This window comes from Phocoenobacter uteri, from assembly GCF_900454895.1.
GTDB lineage: Bacteria > Pseudomonadota > Gammaproteobacteria > Enterobacterales > Pasteurellaceae > Phocoenobacter > Phocoenobacter uteri.
Genome location: NZ_UGTA01000001.1, coordinates 51,241 through 75,168, shown reverse-complemented (window position 1 = coordinate 75,168; position 23,928 = coordinate 51,241). Strand labels below are relative to the sequence as shown.

At 35.4% G+C, this 23,928-nt stretch carries 27 protein-coding genes and 1 other RNA gene; 5 read left to right on the top strand and 23 right to left on the bottom strand.

Going from position 1 to position 23,928, the window contains the following annotated elements; all coding sequences use genetic code 11:
* Positions 1 to 14: 14 nt before the first annotated feature.
* Complete coding sequence (locus tag DYE60_RS00340) at positions 15 to 1,535, bottom strand: DHA2 family efflux MFS transporter permease subunit (protein WP_115314599.1); 1,521 nt, start codon at positions 1,533 to 1,535, stop codon at positions 15 to 17.
* Complete coding sequence (locus DYE60_RS00335; protein ID WP_425451636.1) at positions 1,516 to 2,685, bottom strand: EmrA/EmrK family multidrug efflux transporter periplasmic adaptor subunit; 1,170 nt, start codon at positions 2,683 to 2,685, stop codon at positions 1,516 to 1,518. Before DYE60_RS00335 ends, DYE60_RS00340 begins: the two co-directional genes overlap by 20 nt.
* A 392-nt stretch (positions 2,686 to 3,077) precedes the next feature.
* Here DYE60_RS00335 and ftnA (DYE60_RS00330) point away from each other — a divergent pair, with 392 nt between their 5' ends.
* Both ftnA (DYE60_RS00330) and ftnA (DYE60_RS00325) read left to right on the top strand, forming a co-directional pair.
* The gene (ftnA, locus tag DYE60_RS00330; RefSeq protein WP_115314595.1) at positions 3,078 to 3,575 is read left to right on the top strand and encodes a non-heme ferritin; all 498 of its coding nucleotides are present in this window, start codon (positions 3,078 to 3,080) and stop codon (positions 3,573 to 3,575) included.
* 23 nt (positions 3,576 to 3,598) lie between these two features.
* The gene (ftnA, locus tag DYE60_RS00325) at positions 3,599 to 4,096 is read left to right on the top strand and encodes a non-heme ferritin (RefSeq protein ID WP_115314593.1); all 498 of its coding nucleotides are present in this window, start codon (positions 3,599 to 3,601) and stop codon (positions 4,094 to 4,096) included.
* Between the two features lie 55 nt (positions 4,097 to 4,151).
* Here the strand turns inward: ftnA (DYE60_RS00325) and DYE60_RS00320 are convergent, their stop codons facing one another.
* The 18 genes from DYE60_RS00320 to exbB all read right to left on the bottom strand — a co-directional run bounded on the left by DYE60_RS00320 (position 4,152) and on the right by exbB (position 19,039).
* Positions 4,152 to 5,087 carry a KpsF/GutQ family sugar-phosphate isomerase gene (locus DYE60_RS00320; RefSeq protein WP_115314591.1) on the bottom strand — a complete coding sequence of 312 codons (936 nt, stop codon included), beginning with the start codon at positions 5,085 to 5,087 and terminating at the stop codon, positions 4,152 to 4,154.
* A 63-nt stretch (positions 5,088 to 5,150) separates the two neighbouring features.
* Positions 5,151 to 5,603, bottom strand: a complete 453-nt coding sequence (gene pal, locus DYE60_RS00315; RefSeq protein WP_115314589.1) for a peptidoglycan-associated lipoprotein Pal — start codon at positions 5,601 to 5,603, stop codon at positions 5,151 to 5,153.
* A gap of 21 nt (positions 5,604 to 5,624) precedes the next feature.
* Positions 5,625 to 6,914: a Tol-Pal system beta propeller repeat protein TolB gene (gene tolB, locus DYE60_RS00310; RefSeq protein ID WP_115314587.1), complete on the bottom strand. Its 1,290-nt coding sequence runs from the start codon at positions 6,912 to 6,914 to the stop codon at positions 5,625 to 5,627.
* Positions 6,915 to 6,929: 15 nt separating this feature from the next.
* The gene (gene tolA / locus DYE60_RS00305; protein ID WP_172460341.1) at positions 6,930 to 8,246 is read right to left on the bottom strand and encodes a cell envelope integrity protein TolA; all 1,317 of its coding nucleotides are present in this window, start codon (positions 8,244 to 8,246) and stop codon (positions 6,930 to 6,932) included.
* 12 nt (positions 8,247 to 8,258) lie between these two features.
* Positions 8,259 to 8,699: a colicin uptake protein TolR gene (gene tolR, locus DYE60_RS00300; RefSeq protein ID WP_115314583.1), complete on the bottom strand. Its 441-nt coding sequence runs from the start codon at positions 8,697 to 8,699 to the stop codon at positions 8,259 to 8,261.
* A 96-nt stretch (positions 8,700 to 8,795) separates the two neighbouring features.
* Entirely contained in the window at positions 8,796 to 9,476 is a 681-nt protein-coding gene (gene tolQ / locus DYE60_RS00295; RefSeq protein ID WP_115314581.1) for a protein TolQ, read from the bottom strand.
* A gap of 17 nt (positions 9,477 to 9,493) precedes the next feature.
* Positions 9,494 to 9,880: a tol-pal system-associated acyl-CoA thioesterase gene (gene ybgC, locus DYE60_RS00290; protein ID WP_115316396.1), complete on the bottom strand. Its 387-nt coding sequence runs from the start codon at positions 9,878 to 9,880 to the stop codon at positions 9,494 to 9,496.
* 111 nt (positions 9,881 to 9,991) lie between these two features.
* Entirely contained in the window at positions 9,992 to 10,279 is a 288-nt protein-coding gene (gene ybgE / locus DYE60_RS00285) for a cyd operon protein YbgE (protein ID WP_115314579.1), read from the bottom strand.
* A 1-nt stretch (position 10,280) separates the two neighbouring features.
* Positions 10,281 to 10,379: a cytochrome bd oxidase small subunit, CydX/CbdX family gene (locus tag DYE60_RS00280; RefSeq protein WP_115314577.1), complete on the bottom strand. Its 99-nt coding sequence runs from the start codon at positions 10,377 to 10,379 to the stop codon at positions 10,281 to 10,283.
* Between the two features lie 12 nt (positions 10,380 to 10,391).
* Complete coding sequence (gene cydB / locus DYE60_RS00275) at positions 10,392 to 11,525, bottom strand: cytochrome d ubiquinol oxidase subunit II (RefSeq protein ID WP_115314575.1); 1,134 nt, start codon at positions 11,523 to 11,525, stop codon at positions 10,392 to 10,394.
* A 14-nt stretch (positions 11,526 to 11,539) separates the two neighbouring features.
* Positions 11,540 to 13,093: a cytochrome ubiquinol oxidase subunit I gene (locus tag DYE60_RS00270; protein WP_115314574.1), complete on the bottom strand. Its 1,554-nt coding sequence runs from the start codon at positions 13,091 to 13,093 to the stop codon at positions 11,540 to 11,542.
* 396 nt (positions 13,094 to 13,489) lie between these two features.
* Complete coding sequence (gene xthA / locus DYE60_RS00265; RefSeq protein ID WP_115314572.1) at positions 13,490 to 14,293, bottom strand: exodeoxyribonuclease III; 804 nt, start codon at positions 14,291 to 14,293, stop codon at positions 13,490 to 13,492.
* 81 nt (positions 14,294 to 14,374) lie between these two features.
* Positions 14,375 to 16,243: a signal peptide peptidase SppA gene (gene sppA / locus DYE60_RS00260; RefSeq protein WP_115314570.1), complete on the bottom strand. Its 1,869-nt coding sequence runs from the start codon at positions 16,241 to 16,243 to the stop codon at positions 14,375 to 14,377.
* Positions 16,244 to 16,260: 17 nt separating this feature from the next.
* On the bottom strand, positions 16,261 to 16,866 hold the full coding sequence (gene recR, locus DYE60_RS00255; protein ID WP_115314569.1) for a recombination mediator RecR: 606 nt from the start codon (positions 16,864 to 16,866) through the stop codon (positions 16,261 to 16,263).
* 90 nt (positions 16,867 to 16,956) lie between these two features.
* On the bottom strand, positions 16,957 to 17,286 hold the full coding sequence (locus tag DYE60_RS00250) for a YbaB/EbfC family nucleoid-associated protein (protein ID WP_115314567.1): 330 nt from the start codon (positions 17,284 to 17,286) through the stop codon (positions 16,957 to 16,959).
* A gap of 68 nt (positions 17,287 to 17,354) precedes the next feature.
* Positions 17,355 to 18,164 (bottom strand): energy transducer TonB, encoded by an 810-nt coding sequence (locus tag DYE60_RS00245; RefSeq protein ID WP_245942664.1) that lies wholly within the window; start codon positions 18,162 to 18,164, stop codon positions 17,355 to 17,357.
* On the bottom strand, positions 18,164 to 18,547 hold the full coding sequence (gene exbD, locus DYE60_RS00240; RefSeq protein ID WP_115314562.1) for a TonB system transport protein ExbD: 384 nt from the start codon (positions 18,545 to 18,547) through the stop codon (positions 18,164 to 18,166). The genes DYE60_RS00245 and exbD overlap by 1 nt, the downstream gene beginning before the upstream one ends.
* Before the next feature lie 42 nt (positions 18,548 to 18,589).
* Positions 18,590 to 19,039, bottom strand: a complete 450-nt coding sequence (exbB, locus tag DYE60_RS00235) for a TonB-system energizer ExbB (protein WP_115314559.1) — start codon at positions 19,037 to 19,039, stop codon at positions 18,590 to 18,592.
* 156 nt (positions 19,040 to 19,195) lie between these two features.
* Between exbB and glpE the strand changes: the two genes are divergently transcribed.
* From glpE to DYE60_RS00220, 3 genes are all read left to right on the top strand, one after another.
* Complete coding sequence (glpE, locus tag DYE60_RS00230) at positions 19,196 to 19,543, top strand: thiosulfate sulfurtransferase GlpE (protein WP_115314557.1); 348 nt, start codon at positions 19,196 to 19,198, stop codon at positions 19,541 to 19,543.
* Between the two features lie 114 nt (positions 19,544 to 19,657).
* Positions 19,658 to 20,623, top strand: a complete 966-nt coding sequence (gene pfkA / locus DYE60_RS00225; protein ID WP_115314555.1) for a 6-phosphofructokinase — start codon at positions 19,658 to 19,660, stop codon at positions 20,621 to 20,623.
* 52 nt (positions 20,624 to 20,675) lie between these two features.
* Complete coding sequence (locus DYE60_RS00220) at positions 20,676 to 21,386, top strand: YwiC-like family protein (RefSeq protein WP_115314553.1); 711 nt, start codon at positions 20,676 to 20,678, stop codon at positions 21,384 to 21,386.
* Positions 21,387 to 21,481: 95 nt separating this feature from the next.
* Here DYE60_RS00220 and DYE60_RS00215 read toward each other — a convergent pair whose 3' ends face one another.
* From DYE60_RS00215 to DYE60_RS00205, 3 genes are all read right to left on the bottom strand, one after another.
* The gene (locus DYE60_RS00215; RefSeq protein WP_115314550.1) at positions 21,482 to 22,180 is read right to left on the bottom strand and encodes a pseudouridine synthase; all 699 of its coding nucleotides are present in this window, start codon (positions 22,178 to 22,180) and stop codon (positions 21,482 to 21,484) included.
* 34 nt (positions 22,181 to 22,214) lie between these two features.
* Positions 22,215 to 22,312, bottom strand: an RNA gene (gene ffs / locus DYE60_RS00210) — signal recognition particle sRNA small type.
* A gap of 183 nt (positions 22,313 to 22,495) precedes the next feature.
* Entirely contained in the window at positions 22,496 to 23,905 is a 1,410-nt protein-coding gene (locus DYE60_RS00205; RefSeq protein ID WP_115314548.1) for a YfcC family protein, read from the bottom strand.
* Positions 23,906 to 23,928 lie beyond the last annotated feature (23 nt).

Sequence of the window (23,928 nt, the reverse complement as noted above, 5' to 3'; positions counted from 1 at the left end):
TTTTATTTTTGAACTCATTCTCTTCTATAACTAAAAGGTGGTTTTGCAAACCAAATTACCAATGTTAAAACGAGAAAAACTAACGCTGAGAACCAAAATACTTCATTCCCAGCCATTATCAAACCTTGCTTTGTTATTTCTCTTTGTAGTTGTCCTGATGTTGCTAAATCACTGAAACCAATGTTTTCCATCTGTTGATAATAAAGCTGTGAATTTAAAGTATAAGGTGTAATAGCCTCAACCAAACGTTCGTGATGTAATGCTTCTCTGTTATACCACATTGTGATATTGATTGATGTCCCCACTGAGCCAGCGAGAGTACGTAAAAAATTAAATAAACTTGAGGCAGAAGCAATTTTATCAGCGGGTAAGCCCGAAAGCGTAATAGTGGTTAATGAAATGAAAAAACAAGCAACCGCAAGCCCTTGCACAAATTGAGGCAAAGCAACATTGCTAAAATCCATTTCAGGCTGAAAGGTTAATGCTCGCCAACCGAAAGTAATTGAATAGACAACAAAACTGAATGTGACTAACCAGCGAATATCCATTTTATAACCAAATTTTCCAATAATTGGTGTGACTAGGATTGGCAATAACCCTATCGGAGCAGCGGCAAGCCCAGCCCAAGTCGCAGTATAACCATATACTGTTTGCAATAAAATAGGCATTAGCACCACTGAACCAATATAAAGCAAGTACGCTAAACAGGTGCTGAGGCAACCAATAGTAAAATTGCGTGAGCGAAACAGCGAAATATCAATCAGAGGATTTTTTTCGGTGAATTCCCAAATTGCAAAAACTGTAAAAAAAATGACCGCTAAAATGCTTAATGTCACTATCAGATGAGAATTGAACCAATCTTGTTCTCTGCCCTGATCAAGCATAAGCTGAAAACAACTTACCCCCAACACTAATAAAACTAGTCCTATCGTATCCAACGGTTGCTGAACAATTTCAGTTTCTCTCTTAGCCAAAATTTTACTTGTCGTTAAAACAACGAAAATACCAATTGGAATGTTGATAAAAAAGATCCAGCCCCAGTGAACATTATCGCTAATCCAACCGCCAAGAATCGGCCCTAATACAGGAGCAATAACCAGAATCATTGACCAAAAAGCCAGTGCCATTGATTTTTTTTCAGGAGGATAGCTATTAAGTAATAAACTTTGTGAAAGAGGGATTAAAGGACCAGAAACCAAACCTTGAAATACTCGACATACAAGCAACATTTCAAGGCTGTTAGAAATACCACATAACCACGAGGCAAGAGTAAAAAGTGAAACTGAGATTAAAAAGAGCTTCACTTCACCAACTCGTTTTGCCAGCCAGCCTGTAATTGGAATAGAAATAGCGTTAGATACGCCAAAAGAGGTTATCAACCACGTACCTTGCGAACTTGATGAACCAAGATCGCCGACAATAGTTGGAATGGCGACATTTGCAATTGTCGAATCGAGTACTTGCATAAAGGTCGCAAAACCTAATGCAAAAGTGAGTAAGATTAACAACCACCCTTTAATTGAATTCTCTGTCATCGCTATTCTGTTCGATTATGTCTAAAATGCGTTGCTCAATGTCTTTTTCATCAAAATTAAGACTATCCGTAGCATAAAGTGGCTCAGTCCGAGAATGCGTTCTCAATGTAACTCCCTCTTGATTTGCTGTATTCACTTTAGCAAAAGCAGATAAGCCTATTCTAAGCGGGTATTTTTGAATATCCTTTGGATCTAACTCGATCCGTACTGGCACACGCTGAATAATTTTAATCCAGTTTCCTGTTGCATTTTGAGCCGGTAATAATGAAAAAGCACTGCCCGTTCCCATTGAAATTCCAGCAATTTTGCCTTCAAATTCGACATCATCACCATAAAGATCCAACTCAATTTTAACAGGTTGTCCAATTCGGATATCTTTTAACTGCGTTTCTTTAAAATTTGCCTCTAACCACATTTGATCTTTGGGTATAATAGCCATTAAAGGGCTATTCGTCGTTACCGTTGCTCCAAGTTGGGTACTGCGTCTTGCCACATAACCTTCTACTGGACTCACAATTTGGGTACGTTTTAAATTCAACCACGCTTGCTTCACAGAAATAATCGCATTTTGAATCGTTGGTTGTTGTAAAAGTGGAGTATTTTTAAGTAATGATTGATTAGCTAATAATTGATTTTTAGCAACCTGTAAATCGGCCTTCGTCAAAGCCATTTTATCTTTGGAATGCTGCAAACTTTCTTTATCAATTGAATGCGTTTTTGCTAATTTCTGACGACGGATGAAATCATCTTTTGCTTGCTCAAAAATAATTTGTTTCGCTTTGACACTTTCTTGTAACTGTTTGATGTTATAACTCAGTTGTTGAACATTGCGTACCGCATTAGCCAAGCTAGTTTCAGCTTGCTTTAACGCGAGTTTTTTATCCTTCTCATCAAGCACAACTAACACATCGCCTTTACGCACCAAATCCATATCTTCTACATTTATTTGCACAACATTACCCGCTACTTTCGGAGTAATCATTATTTGGTTACCACTTACATAAGCATCATCAGTACTTTGATAATCTTTTTGGTAAAAAAACCAATAAATCACACCGCTTATAACGATAAGTAACAATAAAATAGAAAATAAACTCAGGGCTTTTACTCTTGTTTTTTGCAACAATTTAGGATTTTTCTGTGTCATCATTTGCTCAAATAAATTAGATTTTCATTATTCTATCAAAAATAAACAAGTAACTGTATAGGCTATCAAATACTCTTTAGAAGAAAACAGAAACCATACCTCTTCTTTCTCTGTACTTTTTTTATTATGATATAACTATTGTTTCAATAGTTATTGACTATCAAAAAGAACATTTCATACTAGATTAGTATCCTACCAAATACTGATAGAGACAGGGTTCTTTTAACATAAATAGATAGCTAATAATACGAATTGCTATCATTTATTACTAAAAATCAATAAGTTAGATACTAATGGTTCTTATTTGATTCTCAACAACATAGATATTATTGAGAATATAGAGTATCATATATTTGAGGTTAATGCCTATCAAATAAAATAAGGGAGAAACAACAATGTTAAAACAAAAAATTATTGATAAATTAAATGAGCAAATCAATTTAGAATTTGCATCTTCAAACATTTACTTACAAATGAGTTCTTGGTGTGCAAATCACGGTTATGAAGGTGCTGCTGCATTTTTACTTCGTCATGCCGATGAAGAACTTGAACATATGCAAAAACTTTTTGACTATGTAAGTGAAACTGGTGGTTTACCACTATTAGGTGCAATTGAAGCACCACGTCACGAATTTGAATCATTACAACAGATTTTTGAAATTACCCTTGAACACGAAAAACTAGTCACTCGTAAAATCAATGAATTAGTAGAAGTGACTTTTGACAGTAAAGATAACGCGGCTTTTAACTTCTTACAATGGTATGTGGCTGAGCAACACGAAGAAGAAACCTTGTTCAACAGTATTGTAGATAAATTTAATATGATCGGTAACGATAAATTAGGAATTTATTTAATTGACCGTGAATTAGCCACTCTTGGTGCAAACCACTAATCTATTACAAAGAGGAAAAGAATATGTTATCAAATAAAATTATTGCAATGTTAAATGAGCAAGTAAACTTAGAGCTTTATTCATCAAATTTATATCTTCAAATGAGTGCGTGGTGTACCAACAAAGGTTATGATGGTGCAGCAGCATTCTTACGTGAACACGCAACCGAAGAAATGATGCATATGAGAAAATTATTTACTTACTTAAATGAAACAGGGGCATACACTAAAATCGCAGAAATCGAAGCTCCAAAAGCGGATTTTGCCTCATTAAAAGAAGTATTAGATCTTACCTTTGAACATGAAAAATTGATTACAGGTAAAATCAATGAGTTAGTTGAAATCACATTAGCAGAAAAAGACTATTCATCATTCAACTTCTTACAATGGTATGTTGCTGAACAGCATGAAGAGGAAACTTTATTCGGTGGAATTTTAGATAAATTAAACCTACTTGGTCAAGATAGCAAAGGCTTATACTATGTGGATCAAGAATTAGCAAAATTAGTTACTGTAAAATAAATAACTTACCTAAACCAACCTTCTTATACATTAAGAAGGTTGGCTTTTTTATGTTCTAACTAGAAAATTCTAATAAACCTGAAACCTCACCTTTTTCATTCATTGCAATTAACGTATGAATTTTATGCTCTTTCATAAAAGTTTCTGCTTTTGCTAAAAATTCATTTTCAGAAATGACTTTTGGTGAACAAGTCATTAACTCACCTGCTGTTTTAAGCAAGCTATCCGAGCCATATTTAGATAAAGTACGACGAACATCACCATCGGTAATAATGCCTTGTAACTGGTTATTATCCATCACAACCGCAACCCCCATTCGACCTTCATTCATTATTGATAAACAATCAGCGAAAGAAGTATGAACACTTGCAATAGGTAATTTCTTCTGCATTACATCTTTAACTCGGCAAAGTAATTTACGCCCTAAGCTACCACCAGGATGGAAACGAGCAAAATCTTCCGCTTTAAAGTTTCTCGCTTTAATTAAAGCAATCGCTAAAGCATCACCAAGAGCCATTGTAACCAACGTTGAAGTTGTTGGTGCAAGATTATTAGGGCAAGCTTCTTTATCAATACTAATATCTAAGACAAGATCGGAATGCTTCGCTAAAGTAGAATTTTTATTACCTGTAATCGCAATAATTTTATTTCCAAAGCCCTTTAAGCTAGGGATCAGTTTATTCACATCGTCCGTCTCGCCACTATTAGAAATTAAAACAACAATATCGATCGGCTTCAACATACCTAAGTCACCGTGAAAGGCTTCTGTTGGATGTAAGAAAAAACTTGGCGTTCCTGTTGAAGCAAAAGTAGCTACCATTTTTTTCCCAACTAAACCCGATTTTCCAATACCACCAACAACTAAACGTCCTTCACATTTTAAGATCATCTCAACGGCTTTTTCAAAAGTTGGCTCAATATTACTATTTAAGCGTTCAATAGCTTGGATATAAAGTGAAAGGGTTTCATTTGCAATAGATAAATAATTCATAGCTTACCTTAACTAAAAAAAACCCTGACATTATCAGGGTTTAGAATCTATATTTATATGCGATTAGTATGCAAGTACTGCACGACGATTTTTAGCATAATCTGCTTCGGTGTGTCCTAATACAGCTGGTTTTTCTTCACCGTAAGAAACAGTTGAAATTTGAGTACTATTTACACCTTTGGTAACTAAATAACTTTGTACCGCATCAGCACGACGTTGTCCTAGTGCAATATTGTATTCTGGTGTACCACGTTCATCCGTATGACCTTCAACTGCAACTTTTGAATTTGCATTTGCTGTTAAGAATGCAGAATGAGCATCTAATAATTGTTGATATTCACCTTCAACTTGATAACGGTCAAAACCAAAATAAACGGTATTATAACGTTGTTGAAGTTCTTGAGCAGACATTCCGCCGTAAGTTGCTTCGGTCGTTTCTACTTTTGTAGAACTAGAACACGCTGCTAATACAAATGCAGGTGCTGCGATCATTAAAATTTTAGCAAATTTTTTCATTGAGATTTCTCCTCAAAATTATTATTTAGTTAAATATGAAGACCAAGCAGGGAACTTATATTGCCCACCTGATCCTGGCAAATTAGCCTTAAATCGACCATCTGCTGAAACCAATTGTAACACTTTGCTTACGCCTTGTGTAGAACTATAAATTACCATCATTCCGTTCGGCGAAATGCTTGGCGTTTCATCCAAAAACGTCGATGTTAAGACTTCCGTCTCTCCTGTTACTAAGTCTTTCTTTACAATCTTATCATTGGCAATCATAATCAAATATTGCCCATCTGATGAGATCTTGGCATTATAGCTACCCGCATCACCAATTAAAAAAGCCTCTCCGCCAAACGCACTCATTTTATATATCTGTGGCAATCCAGCACGATCAGAAGTAAAGACAATCATACGACCATCTGGTGACCAACTCGGTTCCGTGTTATTCCCTTCATTACGTGTTAATTGCACAGTTTTTCCACTATTCAAATCTTTTACATAAATATTCAACACGCTATCTCGATTTGATGCAAATGCAACTTTTGTTCCATCTGGAGAAAATGCAGCTGCCCCATTATGCCCCTTATAAGAAGCTATCACACGACGCTTATTTGTTTGAATATTATGTAAGACTAACTGTGATTTACGATGCTCAAACGTTGTATAAACCAAATAATTACCATCTGGCGACCACGTTGGTGACATTAACGGCTCGTGACTATTCACAACGGTAAACGCATTATAGCCATCGTAATCCGCGACTCTTAATTGATACGAAGCAACTCCACGTTGTACCACATAAGCAATTTTTGTTCTAAATGCCCCTCGAATTTGAGTTAATTTTTCAAAAATCGCATCACTGATCGTATGAGCACCTAACCGAAGAGCATTTTTAGGCATATCAAACGCCCCCTCTAAAACAACACTTCCCGCTGAGCCTGAAACGCCCAAAGTATCAATCAACTGATAAGCAATAGTATAATGCCCGCCTACGCTTGCTACTTTTCCAATTACAATATTATCAAATCCAAGATCCGACCATACCTGTGAATTCACCTCAGTCGCAGAACTTGGTGTTTCAGGCATTCTACGGCGTGCAAGCGGTGTAAATTTTCCACTATTTCGCAAATCATCAGAAATCACCTGAGCCACATCCGTTGTCACATTTCCATCTGTTTGAAAAGGAATCACCGCGATTGGCTGTGCCATATCTACACCTTCATTGATAGAAATATGTAAATCTTCTTCTGCAATAGCATTAACCGATAACAACATACCTAAAATTGTTATCATATACGCAATACGAGAGATAAATTTCATTAAAAACCTCTTTAATTATTGAACTCTTAAACCAAAATCTAAAATTGGAGAGCGATATTGTTGATAAATAGCTGATGGTGGTTTTGGTAATTTATTCACTGAACGAATCGCCCGAACAGCAGCCTCACAAACATCACTACTACCACCTAAAACTTGATAATTACTTATTCTTCCATCTGGTTCTATATGAATTCGAACGCTACATTCTTTTGAAGCAAAACTAGGATTAGTTCGATAGCGAGATTGAATTAACCGCTTAATTCTCGCACCATAGCGATCTCCCGCTATTGAGCCTTGCCCAGCTCCTTTTCTGCCACCTGAACCTTGTGAGCCACTACTCACACTATTTCCATTAAGTAAATCACTTGCAAGCTTTTTCTGTCTTGCCTGCTCTTCTTGACGTGCTTTTTCTTCCTTACGTTTTTGTTCTTCTCGAGCCTTACGGCGTTCTTCGGCTCTACGTTTTTTTTCTAAACGTTTTTTCTCTTGTTCACGCTTATGTTTTTCTTCTAAGCGTTTTTTCTCCGCTAACTTTTTCTCTTCTTCACGTTTACGCTCTTCTTCTAAACGTTTTTTCTCCGCTAACTTTTTCTCTTCTTCACGTTTACGTTCTTCCTCTAAACGTTTTTTCTCCACTAACTTTTTCTCTTCTTCACGTTTACGTTCTTCTTCTAAACGTTTTTTCTCCGCTAATTTTTTCTCTTCTTCACGTTTACGTTGTTCCTCTAAACGTTTTTGCTCCACTAACTTTTTTTCTTCCGCACGTTTACGCTCTTCTTCTAAACGCTTTTGTTCGGCAAGTTGCTTTAATTGTGCAAGTCGTTGTTGCTCCTGTAAACGCTGTTGCTCCGCTTGTTGGCGTAATTTCTCAATGCGTTGCTCCTCCAAACGTTTCTGCTCTTCTTCAGCTTGACGAAGTCGCTCTTGCTTTTCTTGTTCGAGGCGTTTTTGCTCCGCCAGTTGCTTCTCTTTTTCTAATTGAATTGCTTGCTGACGTTCTTCTTCTAAACGTTGTTGCTCAGCAATCCGTTGCTTTTCTTGCTCAATTTGTTGTTGCTCTTGTTCAATTTTCTGCTGCTCACGTTTTTGCTGTTCTTTTAATTCTTGCTCTTTTTGTAAATTTTTGATCAAATCTAACCGCTTCTTTTCTTCCGAAACTTGTGCAGTATCCACCATTACAGCATCTAAAATATCCTCATCGTCCCCATTTCCACCTTCTGAAGACAAAAATGTTGTCGCCTTAGAAGCCCAAAAAAATCCGCCAATCAGTATAATATGTAGCAATACTGAAATAACAATCCCTATCCCCAATTTATCGTATTGATCTTTCACGTCAATTACCCACTATTTACTTGAAGTCATTAAACCGACTGTTTTTATTCCAGCGTCTTTTAATAAAGAAATACCTTTAATAATTTCCTCATAAGGTACATCTTTACCACCAGCTACCAGAAATAATGTATGTGGATCTTGTTGAAAAGCCTGTGATGAAAATGCAATCACATCTGTTTCTGTAAGTAATTGCTCACCTGATTTTTCAACAAAGTGTCCATCCATTTTTAATTTATATAATGCCACACCTTCAATTTGTAAAATAACGGGCTTTTTACTTTCATTGGTTACGGACTGGCTGTGTTTATCCTCAGGCAAATCCACTTCTACACTTTGGCTAATCACAGGTGCTGTTGCCATAAAAATCAATAACAGCACCAGTAATACATCTAGGAATGGCACAATATTGATTTCAGATTTTATATTATTACGATTACGACGACGGTAAGACATTTTTTCCTCATCAGATATTAAGTAAGCGGTTACTTTTTTATGAAAATTTGCAAAAAGTGATAAAAATTTAACCGCTTCTATTTTTCTTGTTAAATACTATTTTTTAGTAAACACTTGGCGATGTAAAATCGTGGTAAATTCATCAATAAAGTTGATGTAATTTTGTTCTAATTTATTTAATTTTACATTTAAACGGTTATACGCCATTACCGCTGGGATCGCAGCAAATAGGCCTATCGCTGTGGCAATAAGTGCTTCGGCAATACCTGGTGCAACAGATTGTAAGGTTGCTTGTTTTACGGCACTTAATCCCATAAATGAGTGCATAATTCCCCAAACTGTACCAAATAATCCGATATACGGGCTAACAGATCCTACCGTTCCTAAAAATGGAATATAGCTTTCTAATTTTTCTAGTTCTCGGTTTAAAGCTAAATTCATTGCTCTTCCTGTTCCCTGAATCACAGATTCTGGAGAATCTGGATTTGCTTGCTGCAAGCGAGAGAACTCTTTGAATCCCACATAAAAGATCTGCTCAGAACCATTTAATTGATCTCGACGATTTTCTAATCCTTCATGTAAACGTCCAAAATCTTCTCCTGACCAAAAACGATCTTCAAAGCTAAGTGAGTTTTTTCTCGCTTTATTTAAAAGGCGACTGCGACTAAAAATCACTGCCCACGATAACACGGAAAAAAACATTAAAATAATAATAATTGCTTTTACAACAATACTTGCTTCAAGAAAAAGTGAAACAAAATTAAAATCCATCGACATTTATGATAACTCCAAGATTATATTTTAAAAATTTGGCGAATATTTTCAGGTATCGCCACAGGTTTCATTTGATTTAAATTAACACAAGCAACGACAACTGTCGCTTGTGTGATACAACGTTCTTCCTGCCATATGCTCTGTGAAAAGACAATTTTTGCTTTTCCAAGTTCAATCACTTCGGTGATAACATTTAAAAGATCGTCTAATCGTGCAGGACTTTTATAATCAATATCCATTTTTTTAACAACAAAAGCCAGTGATTCTTTTAATAACTGTTGTTGTGAAAAACCCTGTTGACGTAAAAATTCTGTTCTTGCACGCTCTAAAAAGTGTAAATAATTGGCGTGATAAACGACACCTCCGGCATCGGTATCTTCATAATAGACTCGTACTGGAAAATTCATCATATCCTGTATTTCCAAAAAAGAGAAAGAAAACGCCTAAGATTTAGGCGTCGTAATAATTTTATTATTCTAGTAGTGCATAAATAATTGTGCAAGTTTTTTATCTACATATTATTTAAGCAAAATCACGGTGATTGAGCTTAATACAATAAAATATCCTGTTAAAGGTAAAAATATAATTTTCCAAAAAGATGATTTTATTTCAAAGCCAACACCGTGAACCCATAAAATTGCCATTCCATAAAAAGTGAGAAAAGCAAGATATGGAATTCTTCCTCCAAAATGTTGGGCAAATGTCATTGAATTAAATAAAATCAAGCCAAACATCAATGAAGCAAGAATGAAAGAAAGGGCTTTTAAAAAGCCCTTTGCTGTTAAGTTATAGAGTTTATCTACCATTTTAATCGTCTAAATGACCTGATTTCTCAGCTTTTACAGTCATTGCAACTGAAAATAAAATAGCAAGTAAGACACCTAATACCCAAGTTACATAAAACATAATAATTTCTCCTTAGTAAGCTGCCTTGTTTTCTTCGATTTGTTTCGCGTCAAGACGACCAAACATAGCGAAGTAACTCCAAATTGTGTATGCAAGCACTAATGGTACAAAACCACAAGCAACATAGAACATTACAGTTAATGTATTTTCACTTGCTGTTGCATCCCACATTGTTAAGCTCATTTCAGGGTGTGAAATTGAAGGCATTACGAATGGGAACATTGATACGCCAGCTGTTAAAATTACACCCGCAAGCATAATTGATGATGATAAGAAAGCAAAACCATTACGATCAGCTTTTGACGCTAAGATTGTACCTAACGCACCAATTACTGCTAATGCTGGAATAATAAATAATACAGGCATATTAAAGAAGTTGCTAAACCAAGCACCTTGCTCTAATGCAACTGTTTTACTTGTAAATACTGAGGCAGCAAAATGATCCATCTCACTTGTTACAACAAAACCGTCTTTGAAGTATAACCAAGCACCTGCTAATAAGAATGCAATTAAAGTGACTAATGCTGTGATTTGTGCAATATTTCTTGCTCTAGCACGCAAATCGCCCGTTGTTTTCATTTGTAACCAGGTTGCACCTTGCGTGGTTAACATCATTAAACTTACCACACCACAAAGTAATGCAAATGGGTTTAATAATCCAAAGAACGAACCAGTATATTGGATTTGGTTAATGTTGTTAAACTCAAATGGAACACCTTGTAATAAGTTACCAAATGCAACACCGAAGATAAGTGATGGTACAAAACCACCTACAAATAATCCCCAATCCCAAGCACTTCTCCATTTTGGTGAATCAATTTTAGCACGGTATTCAAAACCAACTGGACGGAAGAATAATGCCGCTAGCACAACAATCATTGCAAGATAGAATCCTGAGAATGATGTTGCATATACGGTTGGCCACGCTGCAAAAATTGCACCACCACCCGTTAATAACCAAACTTGGTTACCATCCCAGTGCGGAGCAACAGTATTGATCATTATACGGCGTTCAATATTGCTTTTACCCATTACTGGTAGCAATGTTAAAACACCCATATCAAAACCATCGGTAATCGCAAAACCGATCAATAAAACACCGACTAAAATCCACCAAATAAAACGTAGAATTTCATAATCTAACATATTTTTTCTCCTACTTATTTCGCAGATTGTTCAAAATGATAGCGACCTGTTTTTAATGAACTCGGACCTAAGCGAGCATATTTAAACATTAAATACATTTCTGCTACCAAGAAAATGGTGTATAAACCACATAACAATCCGATTGAAATCCACAGATCTAAGGTTGTTAATGATGAGTTCGCCACTCCTGTTGGTAATACATTATAGATTGCCCAAGGTTGACGACCATATTCTGCTAAGAACCAACCACTTTCAATTGCAATCCAAGGTAATGGAATACCAAATAATAATGCTTTTAATAGTAATGGGCGGCTACCTACAGTACCTTTGAAGTTTTGGAAGAAAGCTAATGCAATAAGAAGAAGCATTAAACCACCCGATGCCATCATCATACGGAATGACCAGAATGTTGGTCCTACGTTAGGTACGGTTGAATCTGCTGCTTTTTGAATTTGTTCTTCAGTCGCATCAATCACATTATCAGTATAAGGTTTTAATAATAAACCAAAACCTAAATCTTTTTGATACGTATTTTGAAATGCTTCTTTCTCTTCTGCTGTATAGTTACCAGAACGTAATTTTTCTAATAATCCATAAGCAACAATACCATTACGCACACGTTGTTCATTTTCTTTACGAATATCGTGAACACCTGGGAATTGTTTATCTAACGAACGAGTTACAATCAAACCAGCCATATAAGGAATTTTAATTTCAAAATCATTTTTTCCTTCTTCTGAGTTAGGAATTACAAACGCATTCCAATCCGCTGGTGCTTTTTGAGTATGCCATTCCCCTTCCATTGTTGCCAATTTCATTGGTTGAGCTTGACCGATTTCATAACCAGACTCATCACCCATAACAAGTACAGAAAGGATTGCAACTAAGCCAAACGTTGCTCCCACAGAGAATGAACGTCTTGCAAAGCTTAAATCACGACCTTTCAAAATGTAGTATGAACTAATACCTAAAACAAAAATAGCACCACAAGTATAGCCAGCAGTTACTGTATGTAAGAATTTAGATTGAGCAACTGGATTTAAAACTAAATCAGCAAAACTTGCCATTTCCATTCGCATTGTTTCAAAATTGAATTGCGAACCTTCTGGATTTTGCATCCAGCCGTTTGCAACCAAAATCCATAACGCAGAAAAATTCGAACCAAAGGCTACACAATATGTTGTAACCAAATGCTTCGCTTTTGATAGACGATCCCAACCGAAAAAGAAAAGACCTACGAATGTAGATTCTAAGAAGAATGCCATTAAGCCTTCAATCGCTAATGGAGCTCCAAAAACATCACCTACATAATGAGAATAATATGACCAGTTAGTACCAAATTGGAATTCCATGGTAATCCCTGTTGTTACTCCAAGAGCAAAGTTAATACCAAACAACTTACCCCAGAACTTAGTCATATCTTTATACACTTCTTTACCTGTCGTCACATAAAGCGTTTCCATCACTACAAGAATGAAAGAAAGCCCTAAAGTCAATGGTACAAATAAGAAGTGGTATAATGCAGTTAACGCAAACTGCAATCGAGAAAGTTCAACAACGTCCAACATCTCAAACCTCTTTGTTGTAATATAACGAGAAAAATGAATTATTATTAGACTAATATCTAAAAATAACTACCCAAGCTGATTTTTCTGTAGACTCTTTTTATAAAATAAAAATATTCAAAGAGAAAAACCTAACGCTATTTTACCTATAAAGCCAATAATAACAAACATTAAAAATGTTACATTTGTCACAAATTTTAACAAAACCTTCGTTACCGTATAAAAAAATAAATTTTAATTGATATAAATCAATTTTATCAGCTCAAAAAACAGTAATTTATCAATTGACAATATATTGAAAAATAAATGAAATATTACCATTATTTAACAATCATTCTCATTTAAATCTTTGTATCTATATCTAGATACAAAACCTTAACATTGATAACATTCAATATCTTATTCAAATGTTGCCCAAATTGGTGCATGATCTGATGGTTTTTCCATCGCTCTGATTTCTAAATCAATCCCAGTATCTACACATCGTTCCGCTAACATTTTTGTCGCCATCACTAAATCAATACGCAAACCACGATTATCATTAAAACCTTTTGAGCGATAATCAAACCACGAATATTGATCATCCGCTTCTGGATTCATCATTCTGAATGTATCCACAAAACCATAATCTAATAATTTAGCAAACCACTCTCTTTCTTCTGGTAAGAATGAACATTTACCCGTTTGCAACCAACGTTTACGGTTCGGTTCACCAATCCCAATATCTAAATCAGTTGGGCTAATGTTAATGTCCCCCATAACCACAATTGGATTTTCAGGCGAATGTTCTGTTTCTAAATAATGTTGAAGATCTGCATAAAATTTTTCTTTAGCTGGGAATTTTGTTTCGTGTTTACGATTTTCGCCCTGTGGAAAATAACCATTCAGCACTGTAAGCGTCCCAAAAGGTGTCTCAAGATCCGCCATAATCATACGTTTTTGTGCATCTTCACCATCTGTTGCAAAACCTTTGCGTACCGCCAATGGCTTTTGTTTAGTTAATAATGCCACACCATAATGTCCTTTTTGCCCGTGATGAAACACGTGATAGCCTAAATGCTCTACTAATTGATGTGGAAAATCTTCATCAGATACTTTGATTTCTTGTAAACCAATAACATCAGGTTGATGTTTTTCAATAATCGCTTCTAGCTGGTGTGGTCTTGCTCTTAATCCATTGATATTAAAAGAGATAAATTTCATTTTAGTTCCTATAAAGTTATCGACCGCTTAGAGGAATACCTATAAGCGGTCATTTTTTTGTTAAATTTTACAAATTTTTTATTACTGCACCGTTCCACAATTTAAACAATACAAATAACTCATTTTTGGATCGTTTAATCTTGGCATAATAGGTGCTTTTTGTTGTAGCTGCTCCATAAAAGGAATATCTAACCACTGCGTTAATTTCAGTTGAATATTCATTTTAAAATTCCTTGCAAATTCACCTAAGAATCCACTGTCTTCTTGCAAGCTCCATACGGCAGGTAAATTATCCAGTTTATCTTTCCCTTTTGCTACCCTTTTCTCGTTGATCAATAGCATTAGTTCATCATAAGCTGTCTCAAAATCGCCCAACTTATCTACCAGTCCATTTTTAAGGGCTTCTTCCCCTAACCAAACTTGACCTTGTGCAATATGATCGACTTGCTCTTTTGACATCTTACGTCCTTTGCTTACTAATTCAAGAAAATGATCATAACCATTTTCAATGCTCAATTGAATTAACTTGCCTTGTTCCTTATTCAAGGTTTTAAATGGACTTTGTCTCGCCAGTTGTGAAGTAGCAATACCATCTTCTGTGACACCAATATGTTTTGCTGTTTTTTCAAAACTCATTGATAAACCAAAGATTCCAATAGACCCAGTCAAAGTATTAGGACTTGCAATAATTTTATCGGTAGTCGATGAAATCCAATACCCACCTGATGCTGCCATTCCGCCCATTGAAGTGACAACTGGTTTACCAGCTTGCTGAATCGCTTCAATTTCTTGACGAATCAATTCTGATGCTAAAGCACTACCACCTGGACTGTTGACGCGTAAAATAACACCTCGTACATTTTTGGAAATTCTTGCTTTGCGTAGTTGAGCCACAACAGTGTCACTACCCGCACTGCTATCATCACTCTCACCCATCACAATGCCACCTTCAACGTTAATCACCGCAATATTATTCTTAATTGCTTTGTTCTCAAAACGAGAAGGTAAATAATTGACATAATCAAAATAGTCAATGTGCTGATAATCTTGATCATCCGTGCCAAACTGTTCTTGTAGAAGTCTTAACATTTGAGGCTCGGTAACTAATTTGGTCACTAGTTTTTGATTTAATGCAAAAATGGCTTGGTCACCTTTCGCTTGTTTAAACTTATCCAAATAATCCTCAAACGGTGGTAATACATTTTCCGATTTAATCTGACGATTCTCTGCTATTTTTGCTTGAATATTTGACCATAATCCATTTAGCCATAAAGTTGCATTCTGTTTTGCCTCTTCTGACATATCATCACGTATGAAAGGTTCAACCGCAGATTTGTAAGTACCTACCCTAAAAATATGTGGCTGAGCTTCTATTTTATCTAGCAATGATTTGAAATAAAGGTTTGCATAACTTAGCCCATGAATATCAACCGAACCTGCCTTATTAAGATAAATTTTATCGGCAAAGCTTGCTAAATAATATTGCTTTTGAGAATAATATTGTCCAATTGCAATCACAGGCTTATTACTTTTTGCTTTAAACTCTTTCAGCATTTGCCCTACATATTCAAGCGATGGATAATCACCGCCAGAAAAAGCCTGTAAATCTAAAACAATACCTGTAATTTTTTTATCATTAGTTGCTTTTTTTATTGCACGAACCACATCAAAAGTAGAAATTTTAAATGGTTGTTCTTTTGAACCTAATTCAGATTGCAATAGGCGACGAAACTTCCCTAATTCATCTGCGTTATCAGCTAAATAACCATCTAGATGTAAGGTTAATGCTCCTGAATTAAATTCTTGTGGTGTATCTGGTGTTGCCATTTCACTAGAAATCAATGAAAAAAGAGCCAAACAAAAAATAACAAACAGGATAAAGAAAAAATTTATCACCATTTCTCTTATACAACGAAAAATTTGATACAGTTTTTTGAAAAATGTTTTCATTCACTATTTCTCCTAAATTAAAGATTGAGATCTCGCCGTCCAACAAAAGAGTGAGAAAGCGTTGTACCATCAACCATCTCTAGCTCTCCGCCAACTGGAATGCCGTGCGCAATACGTGTCACTTTGATATTATAAGGTAAACACATCTCCGCAATATAGTTCGCTGTTGCATCACCTTCAATGGTCGGATTAGTTGCTAGAATAATTTCATAAAAAGACTCAGATTCTAAACGTTGTTGTAAAACATCAAGCCCGATTTCACGAGGTCCAATGCCATCAAGAGGCGACAAATGTCCCATCAATACAAAATAACGCCCAGAAAACTGCCCTGTTTGTTCCACTGCTTGAATATCCGCAGGTGTTTCAACTACACAAAGTTGCCCATTTGCTTGGCGGCGTGGATTTTTACAAATATTACATACCTTTTCTTCGGTAAATGTACGACATAATTCACAATGATCGATATGAGTCATCGCTTCTTCTACCGCTTTTGCAAGATTTATCCCGCCAGCACGATTACGCTGCAATAAATGATACGCCATACGCTGAGCAGATTTTGGTCCTACACCTGGTAGCACTCTTAGGGATTCGATTAAATTTTCAAGTAACGGACTAATTTGCATAATAATTTTAGATTCTTCAAATAAATAAAAGACGAGCAACGCAAGTTTACCCGTCCTAATAAAATAATTCCACAGAATAAAGCGATGAAATTAGAATGGCATTTTCATACCCGGAGGAATAGGCATTCCCGCTGTTACGCTTGCCATTTTCTCTTTTTGTAACTCTTCGGCACGACGGATCGCATCATTAAATGCAGCTGCCATTAAGTCTTCTAGCATCTCTTTATCATCTTCCATTAAAGACGGATCAATCTCAATACGGCGACAATTATGTGCCCCATTTAATGTTACTTTTACTAAGCCTGCACCAGATTCGCCCGTTACTTCTAATTTCGCAATCTCTTCTTGTGCTTTTTGCATTTTTGCTTGCATTTGTTGAGCTTGCTTCATTAAACCGCCTAAGCCACCTTTTCCTAACATTCGATATTCCTCTTAAATTGTAATAAAAAACGGCATTCATTTTACTGAACACCGTTAATTAAGGCAAGCTATTGCTGTAATGAAAATTTGATTGTCACAGCAGTGATATCTAAGCGACCATTTGGTGGTGATGAATCCATTTTGGTTCTATTCGCCGCTTTAACCGCTGCTTTATCAAAATTATTATTACCTGATGATTTCACCACTCGCACATTAACTAACTCGCCTGACGAATTCACAGTGAAAGCAATCACAACCTCCCCCTGTTTATACATTCGCTTTTCTCGTGTTGGATAGCTTCGATTTGCCTGACGTTGTAATGCGCGTTGTAAACGTGCTTTATAAGCATTTACTACCCCTGATGAAACCTTGCCTGACTGCATTGAATGACCGTCTTTATTACCTTCATTTTTACCTGCTTGATCTTGTTGACCTTGCGTAAACTTAGCCTTTTCAAATGCCCCTTTTCTTGCTTTCTTACCGACTTCTTTCGCTTTAACTAGCTCACTCTTATTTTTTTTCGGTTTATGCTTTTTCGGTTTTTTCTTAGGTTTAGGCTTTTTCTTCGGTTCTTCTTTTGGCTTTTCTTTTTTGATTTCTTTCTTTTTAACTGGGTCAACTTTTTTTGGAATCGCAACAACCTCTTTCGGTTCAACTGTTTGAACAACTTCCTCTGGCTCTGGTTGAACCTCTTCCGTTTTAACCGCTACCTGTTGTTGTTCTAGACGAGCCGTCATCATTTCCATTGAGATACTGGTCGTCTGCTCTTCAACATAATTGATTGGTTCTGCATTTTTTATTGCAAATCCCACTGCTGCAAAAACAGCACCATGAATAAAAAGTGATAAAACTAAACCAATTCGAGAATTATTTTTCATCACTGTTGCTCTTTTTTCGTTACAATGGCGACATTCTTAATTTCATTTTTAGCAAGCAGATCTGTCAACTCAACAAATTTATCAAAAGTCACAGCTGAATCAACTTTAAGAGTTACTTTTTGAGTTTTATCCCATGTCATGACTTCTTTTTCTAAATCTTCTTTCACTATCAACTTATCATTAAAATAAAATTCATTTTTATCATTGATAGTCAGTAATTTCGCTAATTCATCGGCCTTAAAGGTTGTTGTAGTACTCGCCTGAGGGACATTAACTTGTATTTTTCCCTGAGAAATAAATGAAGCAGTTACTAACACAATCGCAAGTAACACCAACATAATATCAATAAAAGGAATAATATTTATTTCATCAAACTTTTTCATTTTGATCCTAAAATTTGTAAATTTTTATAAAAAAATGACCGCTTATTTTACTACTTTTTTCTGTTCAGCTAACCATTTCAATTTGTTTTCTTCTACCTTACGTCCAAAACCGTTGTAAAACATCATTGACGGAATCGCAACTAAAATACCCAATGCAGTTGCTTTTAACGCAAGGGATAAGCTTACCATAATTGAACCTGCGTCTAAATCTCCACCAGCACTTCCAAGATGGTAGAACGTTAATAAAATCCCAACAACTGTTCCTAATAACCCGACATAAGGTGCATTTGAACCAATTGTTGAAATGGTTGTAAGATTGTGGGTTAAATCAATTTCAAGCTCTTCAATCGTCGCATAATCATTGATATTCACTTTTTTATAAAATAAACTGCGTTCAATCACTTTCCAAACTAAAATAATACTCATTAGAACTAAAAGACCTAAAATAATATAATCGCTGTTGTAATGTAAAAACTGAAATAAAGATTCCATAAATTCCTCAAAATAAAGGGTTAATAATATTTGTGATAACAATTCTCAATTATAATTGTTCTAGCTATAATTTCAACATTATATGATAAATATTTTACCTTTCTGTTCAGTTGTTTTTACGTTAGAATATCCCCTGACTCAATAAATTACCAATGTATGGACACCTTTTTAAATATTACCCCTTTGCTTGCTTGGGAAAAAATACAAAGTAGCAATGCCAATAATGACGCTGATAAAAAATCTGTCATTGTAGATATTCGAGACTACGCTCATTACAATTATAGTCATCCGAAAACAGCATTCCATTTAACTCAACAAAGCTATCCTGATTTTTTGGCCAATCACGATTTTGATGATGAAATTATGGTTATTTGTTACCACGGAATTAGCAGTCAAAAAGTAGCACAGACGTTGGTAATGCAAGGATTTGAGAAAGTTTATAATGTAATTGGTGGCTTTGAAGCGTGGCAAAAAGCACAATTACCTATTGAAACCCCTTACTAGATCAAAAAGTTGATGACTTTTGATAATTTTTTCTAGAATCAATGAAATGAATAGGGTAATCTTTACGCCGTTTTCATTTTTAACAGATTTAATTTTTATTTTGAGGAATATTTTATGATTAAAAAAATTGCAATTTTAACAAGTGGTGGTGATGCACCGGGTATGAATGCTGCAATTCGTGGGATCGTGCGTGCAGGATTAAGCGAAGGCTTAGAAGTTTATGGTATTCAAGACGGATACTATGGCTTATATCACGATCAAGTCATCAGACTTGAACGTAATTCTGTCTGTGACACCTTAAATCGTGGTGGTACATTCTTAGGCTCAGCACGTTTTCCAGAGTTTAAAGATCCAGAAATCCGTAAACAAGCTGTGAAAACCTTAGAAAAACACGGTATTGATGCGTTAATCGTTATCGGTGGGGACGGTTCTTATATGGGAGCTAAACTAATCACTGAAGAATTTGGTTATCCTTGTATCGGTTTACCAGGAACAATTGATAACGATATCGCAGGTACAGACTACTGTATCGGTTATCAAACTGCATTAGAAACAGTATTAACTGCGATTGACTATTTACGCGATACATCTACTTCACACCGTCGTATTTCATTAGTTGAAATTATGGGACGTTACTGTGGAGATTTAACAATTAACGCCGCTATCGCTGGTGGTTGTGATTATATCGTTACGGCTGAAAAAGAATTTAATAAAGAAGATCTTATCAAAAACATTGAACAAGATCTAAACAATGGTAAACGTCACGCAATCATTGCAATCACAGAACATAAATGTAATGTATATGATCTTGCAAAAGAAATCGAAGAAAGATTAGGTAATGAAACGCGTGCAACTATTTTAGGTCATATTCAACGTGGTGGTTCACCTTGTGCGTTTGACCGCATTTTAGCTTCTCGTATGGGAGTTTATGCCGTTGAATTATTACTTCAAGGACACGCAGGACGCTGTGTAGGTATCCAAAAAGAAGAATTAGTTCATCACGACATCATTGAAGCGATCAATACAATGAAACGTCCATTCAATGAAAAACTCTTCTCTGTGGCTCAAAAATTATTCTAATTTTTCACTCTAAGGCTGGCGTTTGTCGGCCTTTTTATTATGTAATAAATATATGATAAAAGATAAACCTGTTATATCCAATCAATATGGTGCATTAGTCATGGCATTTGTGCCACTTATCTATGCTATCAGCCTTCGTGGTTTTTATGTTATCGACCTATTTTTTGTTTTATCGTGGCTATTTCTTTATCTTTTTTCTTATCCATTTCTTTCACTATTCAATAAAAGAATAACCGCTAGAAATAAAAAATGGGCAATCATTTATGCTGTGATAAGTTCTATTTTTGCATTACCCATTCTTTTCAAACAACCAACAATTTTACAATTTTTCATTCCAATGATACCGCTTGTCATCATTCAAATTTACTATACAAAACAAAAAGATGAAAGAAATTTAATTAACGATATAAGTGGTTATTTGATTTTTGGGATTGTGGGAATGGCCGGGTATTATCTAATAACACAACAGTATAATATAGCGATTTTAATTCATCCCACTCTCTTCTTTATTGCTACCACTTTCTATGTAAAAAGCGTTGCTCGAGAACGTAGAAATCCATTATATAAAAAGCTAAATATCGGCATACATATTCTACTAATGCTAAGTTATTTGTTCTTTAACTATTATTTGATTGCATTTGCTTATCTGTGTGGTTTAATCCGCTCCATTATTCTACCAACAAAAAATTTAAATATTAAACAAGTTGGTATGTGGGAGTTTTTGATTATTACCATTTTCACTGTCTGTTTAATATTATCTTAAGTTATTAACGTAATGTATTTAAAGATATCAAAGTATTATAGCTTTCCTTAAAAGACAGCCAACAAGCTCAAATACCAGATATAGCTAATATCGTTCTATTGTAACTTTAACTGCTTAAATAGCTCACGTTTGTGAATACTATCTAAAATACGATATTCACCACTTTCTAAGGCGGTAATAGAAAAATCACCCAATCCAACACGAATTAAACGTAATGTAGGAAAACCAATATTTGCAGTCATTCGTCTAACCTGACGATTTCTCCCTTCAGTAATAGTTAATTCTATCCAACTTGTAGGAATAGATTTTCTCTCACGAATTTTCGGCGCAGATTGCCAATTAAAATCAGGCTCACCAATAAGTTTTACTTTTGCTGGTTTTGTTAAGCCATCTTTTAAAATAACGCCTTGTTCCAATTTAGCTAAATCTTCTTGTGATGGCACACCTTCAACCTGTACCCAATAAGTTTTTGATTTTTCAAATGTAGGATTCGCCAAACGATGCTGAATCTGACCATTATTAGTTAATAATAACAGACCTTCACTATTCCGATCTAAACGCCCTACAGGATAAACATTAGGAATATCAATAAAATCCTTTAATGTTTGACGACCTAAATCATCGCTAAATTGCGTGAGAACATCATAAGGTTTATTAAATAAGACAATGACCGTATCATCAAAAGAAGGAAGAGGTTTTCGCTTACTCGTTTTAGATTTTAAACTAAATTTTGAATTTATTTTTGCTCTAAATTTAAGTGAGTTTGGTTTGCTAGTTGGTTTAATAGAAGTCATTGAGCTACTTATAGATGAGATAAAAAGGGTGAGGGCATTCCCAGCAACTCCTCGGCACACAATAATCTAATTCTGGCTGCTTTCTTCCGAACCTGACCAAGTAAACTAAACATCGTTGCGAGGTACCAAAAATGCCCTCATAGACTTACGTTGTTTCTTTATAAAGCAACATAATTAGATGAAATTATAAAGAAATTTTATTTATTTAACAAGTAAAAAATAATGGTCAAAATAATATTTTGACCATTAAAAATAAGACGTAATTTTTCTAAAAAATCTAATTCTAGCAATTCATTTGTTTTATTTATAAAATAATTAAGCCATTGCAACGCCAACACTTAATAAGATCATACTCATAACAGCAAGAACAGCTAGCAATGGACCAATGAATCTTAACCATGCAACATAAGAAACACGACCAATTGCAAGTCCCCCCATTACAACCCCTGATGTTGGTGTCACTAAGTTAGGTAAACCTGATGCTGATTGGAATGCAGTTACCACTAGTTCTCTACTCACGCCAGCAAAATCTGCTAAAGGTGCTAACACAGGCATAGAAAGTACTGCTAAGCCAGAAGAAGATGGAACCACTAAACATAATACTGATTCAACCCAGTAAATAGCATTGATAAATGGTATTTCAGGTAAGCCAGCTAATAAAGATTCAGCATAATTTAAAATAGTATGGATTATATTTCCATCATTCATTACCACCACTAAACCACGTGCAATCACAATAATAAAGGCTACGCCCAATAAATCTCTTGCACCATCAATAAAACTATCCGTTAAGTCTTTCTCTGAAAGTCGGCCAACAATACCAACAACAACGCTTGATCCTAAGAACAATGCTGACATTTCAGCCATCCACCAGCCTTGTGATGATACTCCCCAAATCATAACGCCAAAAGTAAGTGCGAAGATAACTAATACAATTTTTCTCGTTGTTGTTAAATCAGGTACATCACTGTTGGCTTTTCCATGAAGGAAGTATTCTTCATTTGATTCTTTTTGGCTAGCAACAACTGAAAGTCCCGGAGAACGTTTTACTTTGGCTGCATAACGCATTACGTATGAGGTACAGATTAACCAACCAATAACTAAAATTGCTGTACGTAAGCCAATACCATTCATGAAGTTTACGCCTGCTGCATTTGATGCAATAACTGTTGCAAAAGGATTGATTGTTGAGCCTAAACAGCCAATACCAGCCCCAATTAGAATGACTGCGACACCAACTACACTATCATAGCCAGCAGAGATCATAATAGGAATGAGCAATGTATAGAAAGGAATTGTTTCTTCAGCCATACCGTAGATAGTACCACCTAAAGCGAAAAGTCCCATTAAAATTGGAATCATCCATTTTTCACGACCATCTAGCTTTTTCATTGTGCCTGCAATTCCTGCATCAACAGCACCTGTGCGTGTAACAACAGCAAGGTAGCCACCAATAACAAGTACAAATAAAGCAATATCAATACCTCTTGCTTCATAAGTATTAGGATCATAGAATCCTTGAATTGGTGCCATTAAAACATCAATAATGCCTTGTGGATTTGAATCAACGACATGGTATGAACCAACAACAGGTACCATTTTATCAAGTACTTCATTTTTGACCATGTCGTACTGACCAGCGGGTAATATCCATGTTAAAGCTGCCATTAAGACAGTTAATAACATCAAAATAGTATAAGTAGAAGGAAATTTAAGTTTTTTCATTTTATTTACCTTAAGATTTAATA

Coding starts and splice junctions, on each gene's coding strand:
- DYE60_RS00340 (WP_115314599.1), bottom strand. CDS start 1,535: ATGACAGAGAATTCAATTAAAGGGTGGTTGTTAATCTTACTCACTTTT.
- DYE60_RS00335 (WP_425451636.1), bottom strand. CDS start 2,685: ATGATGACACAGAAAAATCCTAAATTGTTGCAAAAAACAAGAGTAAAA.
- ftnA (WP_115314595.1), top strand. CDS start 3,078: ATGTTAAAACAAAAAATTATTGATAAATTAAATGAGCAAATCAATTTA.
- ftnA (WP_115314593.1), top strand. CDS start 3,599: ATGTTATCAAATAAAATTATTGCAATGTTAAATGAGCAAGTAAACTTA.
- DYE60_RS00320 (WP_115314591.1), bottom strand. CDS start 5,087: ATGAATTATTTATCTATTGCAAATGAAACCCTTTCACTTTATATCCAA.
- pal (WP_115314589.1), bottom strand. CDS start 5,603: ATGAAAAAATTTGCTAAAATTTTAATGATCGCAGCACCTGCATTTGTA.
- tolB (WP_115314587.1), bottom strand. CDS start 6,914: ATGAAATTTATCTCTCGTATTGCGTATATGATAACAATTTTAGGTATG.
- tolR (WP_115314583.1), bottom strand. CDS start 8,699: ATGTCTTACCGTCGTCGTAATCGTAATAATATAAAATCTGAAATCAAT.
- tolQ (WP_115314581.1), bottom strand. CDS start 9,476: ATGTCGATGGATTTTAATTTTGTTTCACTTTTTCTTGAAGCAAGTATT.
- ybgC (WP_115316396.1), bottom strand. CDS start 9,880: ATGAATTTTCCAGTACGAGTCTATTATGAAGATACCGATGCCGGAGGT.
- ybgE (WP_115314579.1), bottom strand. CDS start 10,279: ATGGTAGATAAACTCTATAACTTAACAGCAAAGGGCTTTTTAAAAGCC.
- DYE60_RS00280 (WP_115314577.1), bottom strand. CDS start 10,379: ATGTTTTATGTAACTTGGGTATTAGGTGTCTTACTTGCTATTTTATTT.
- cydB (WP_115314575.1), bottom strand. CDS start 11,525: ATGTTAGATTATGAAATTCTACGTTTTATTTGGTGGATTTTAGTCGGT.
- DYE60_RS00270 (WP_115314574.1), bottom strand. CDS start 13,093: ATGTTGGACGTTGTTGAACTTTCTCGATTGCAGTTTGCGTTAACTGCA.
- xthA (WP_115314572.1), bottom strand. CDS start 14,293: ATGAAATTTATCTCTTTTAATATCAATGGATTAAGAGCAAGACCACAC.
- sppA (WP_115314570.1), bottom strand. CDS start 16,243: ATGAAAACATTTTTCAAAAAACTGTATCAAATTTTTCGTTGTATAAGA.
- recR (WP_115314569.1), bottom strand. CDS start 16,866: ATGCAAATTAGTCCGTTACTTGAAAATTTAATCGAATCCCTAAGAGTG.
- DYE60_RS00250 (WP_115314567.1), bottom strand. CDS start 17,286: ATGTTAGGAAAAGGTGGCTTAGGCGGTTTAATGAAGCAAGCTCAACAA.
- DYE60_RS00245 (WP_245942664.1), bottom strand. CDS start 18,164: ATGAAAAATAATTCTCGAATTGGTTTAGTTTTATCACTTTTTATTCAT.
- exbD (WP_115314562.1), bottom strand. CDS start 18,547: ATGAAAAAGTTTGATGAAATAAATATTATTCCTTTTATTGATATTATG.
- exbB (WP_115314559.1), bottom strand. CDS start 19,039: ATGGAATCTTTATTTCAGTTTTTACATTACAACAGCGATTATATTATT.
- glpE (WP_115314557.1), top strand. CDS start 19,196: ATGGACACCTTTTTAAATATTACCCCTTTGCTTGCTTGGGAAAAAATA.
- pfkA (WP_115314555.1), top strand. CDS start 19,658: ATGATTAAAAAAATTGCAATTTTAACAAGTGGTGGTGATGCACCGGGT.
- DYE60_RS00220 (WP_115314553.1), top strand. CDS start 20,676: ATGATAAAAGATAAACCTGTTATATCCAATCAATATGGTGCATTAGTC.
- DYE60_RS00215 (WP_115314550.1), bottom strand. CDS start 22,180: ATGACTTCTATTAAACCAACTAGCAAACCAAACTCACTTAAATTTAGA.
- DYE60_RS00205 (WP_115314548.1), bottom strand. CDS start 23,905: ATGAAAAAACTTAAATTTCCTTCTACTTATACTATTTTGATGTTATTA.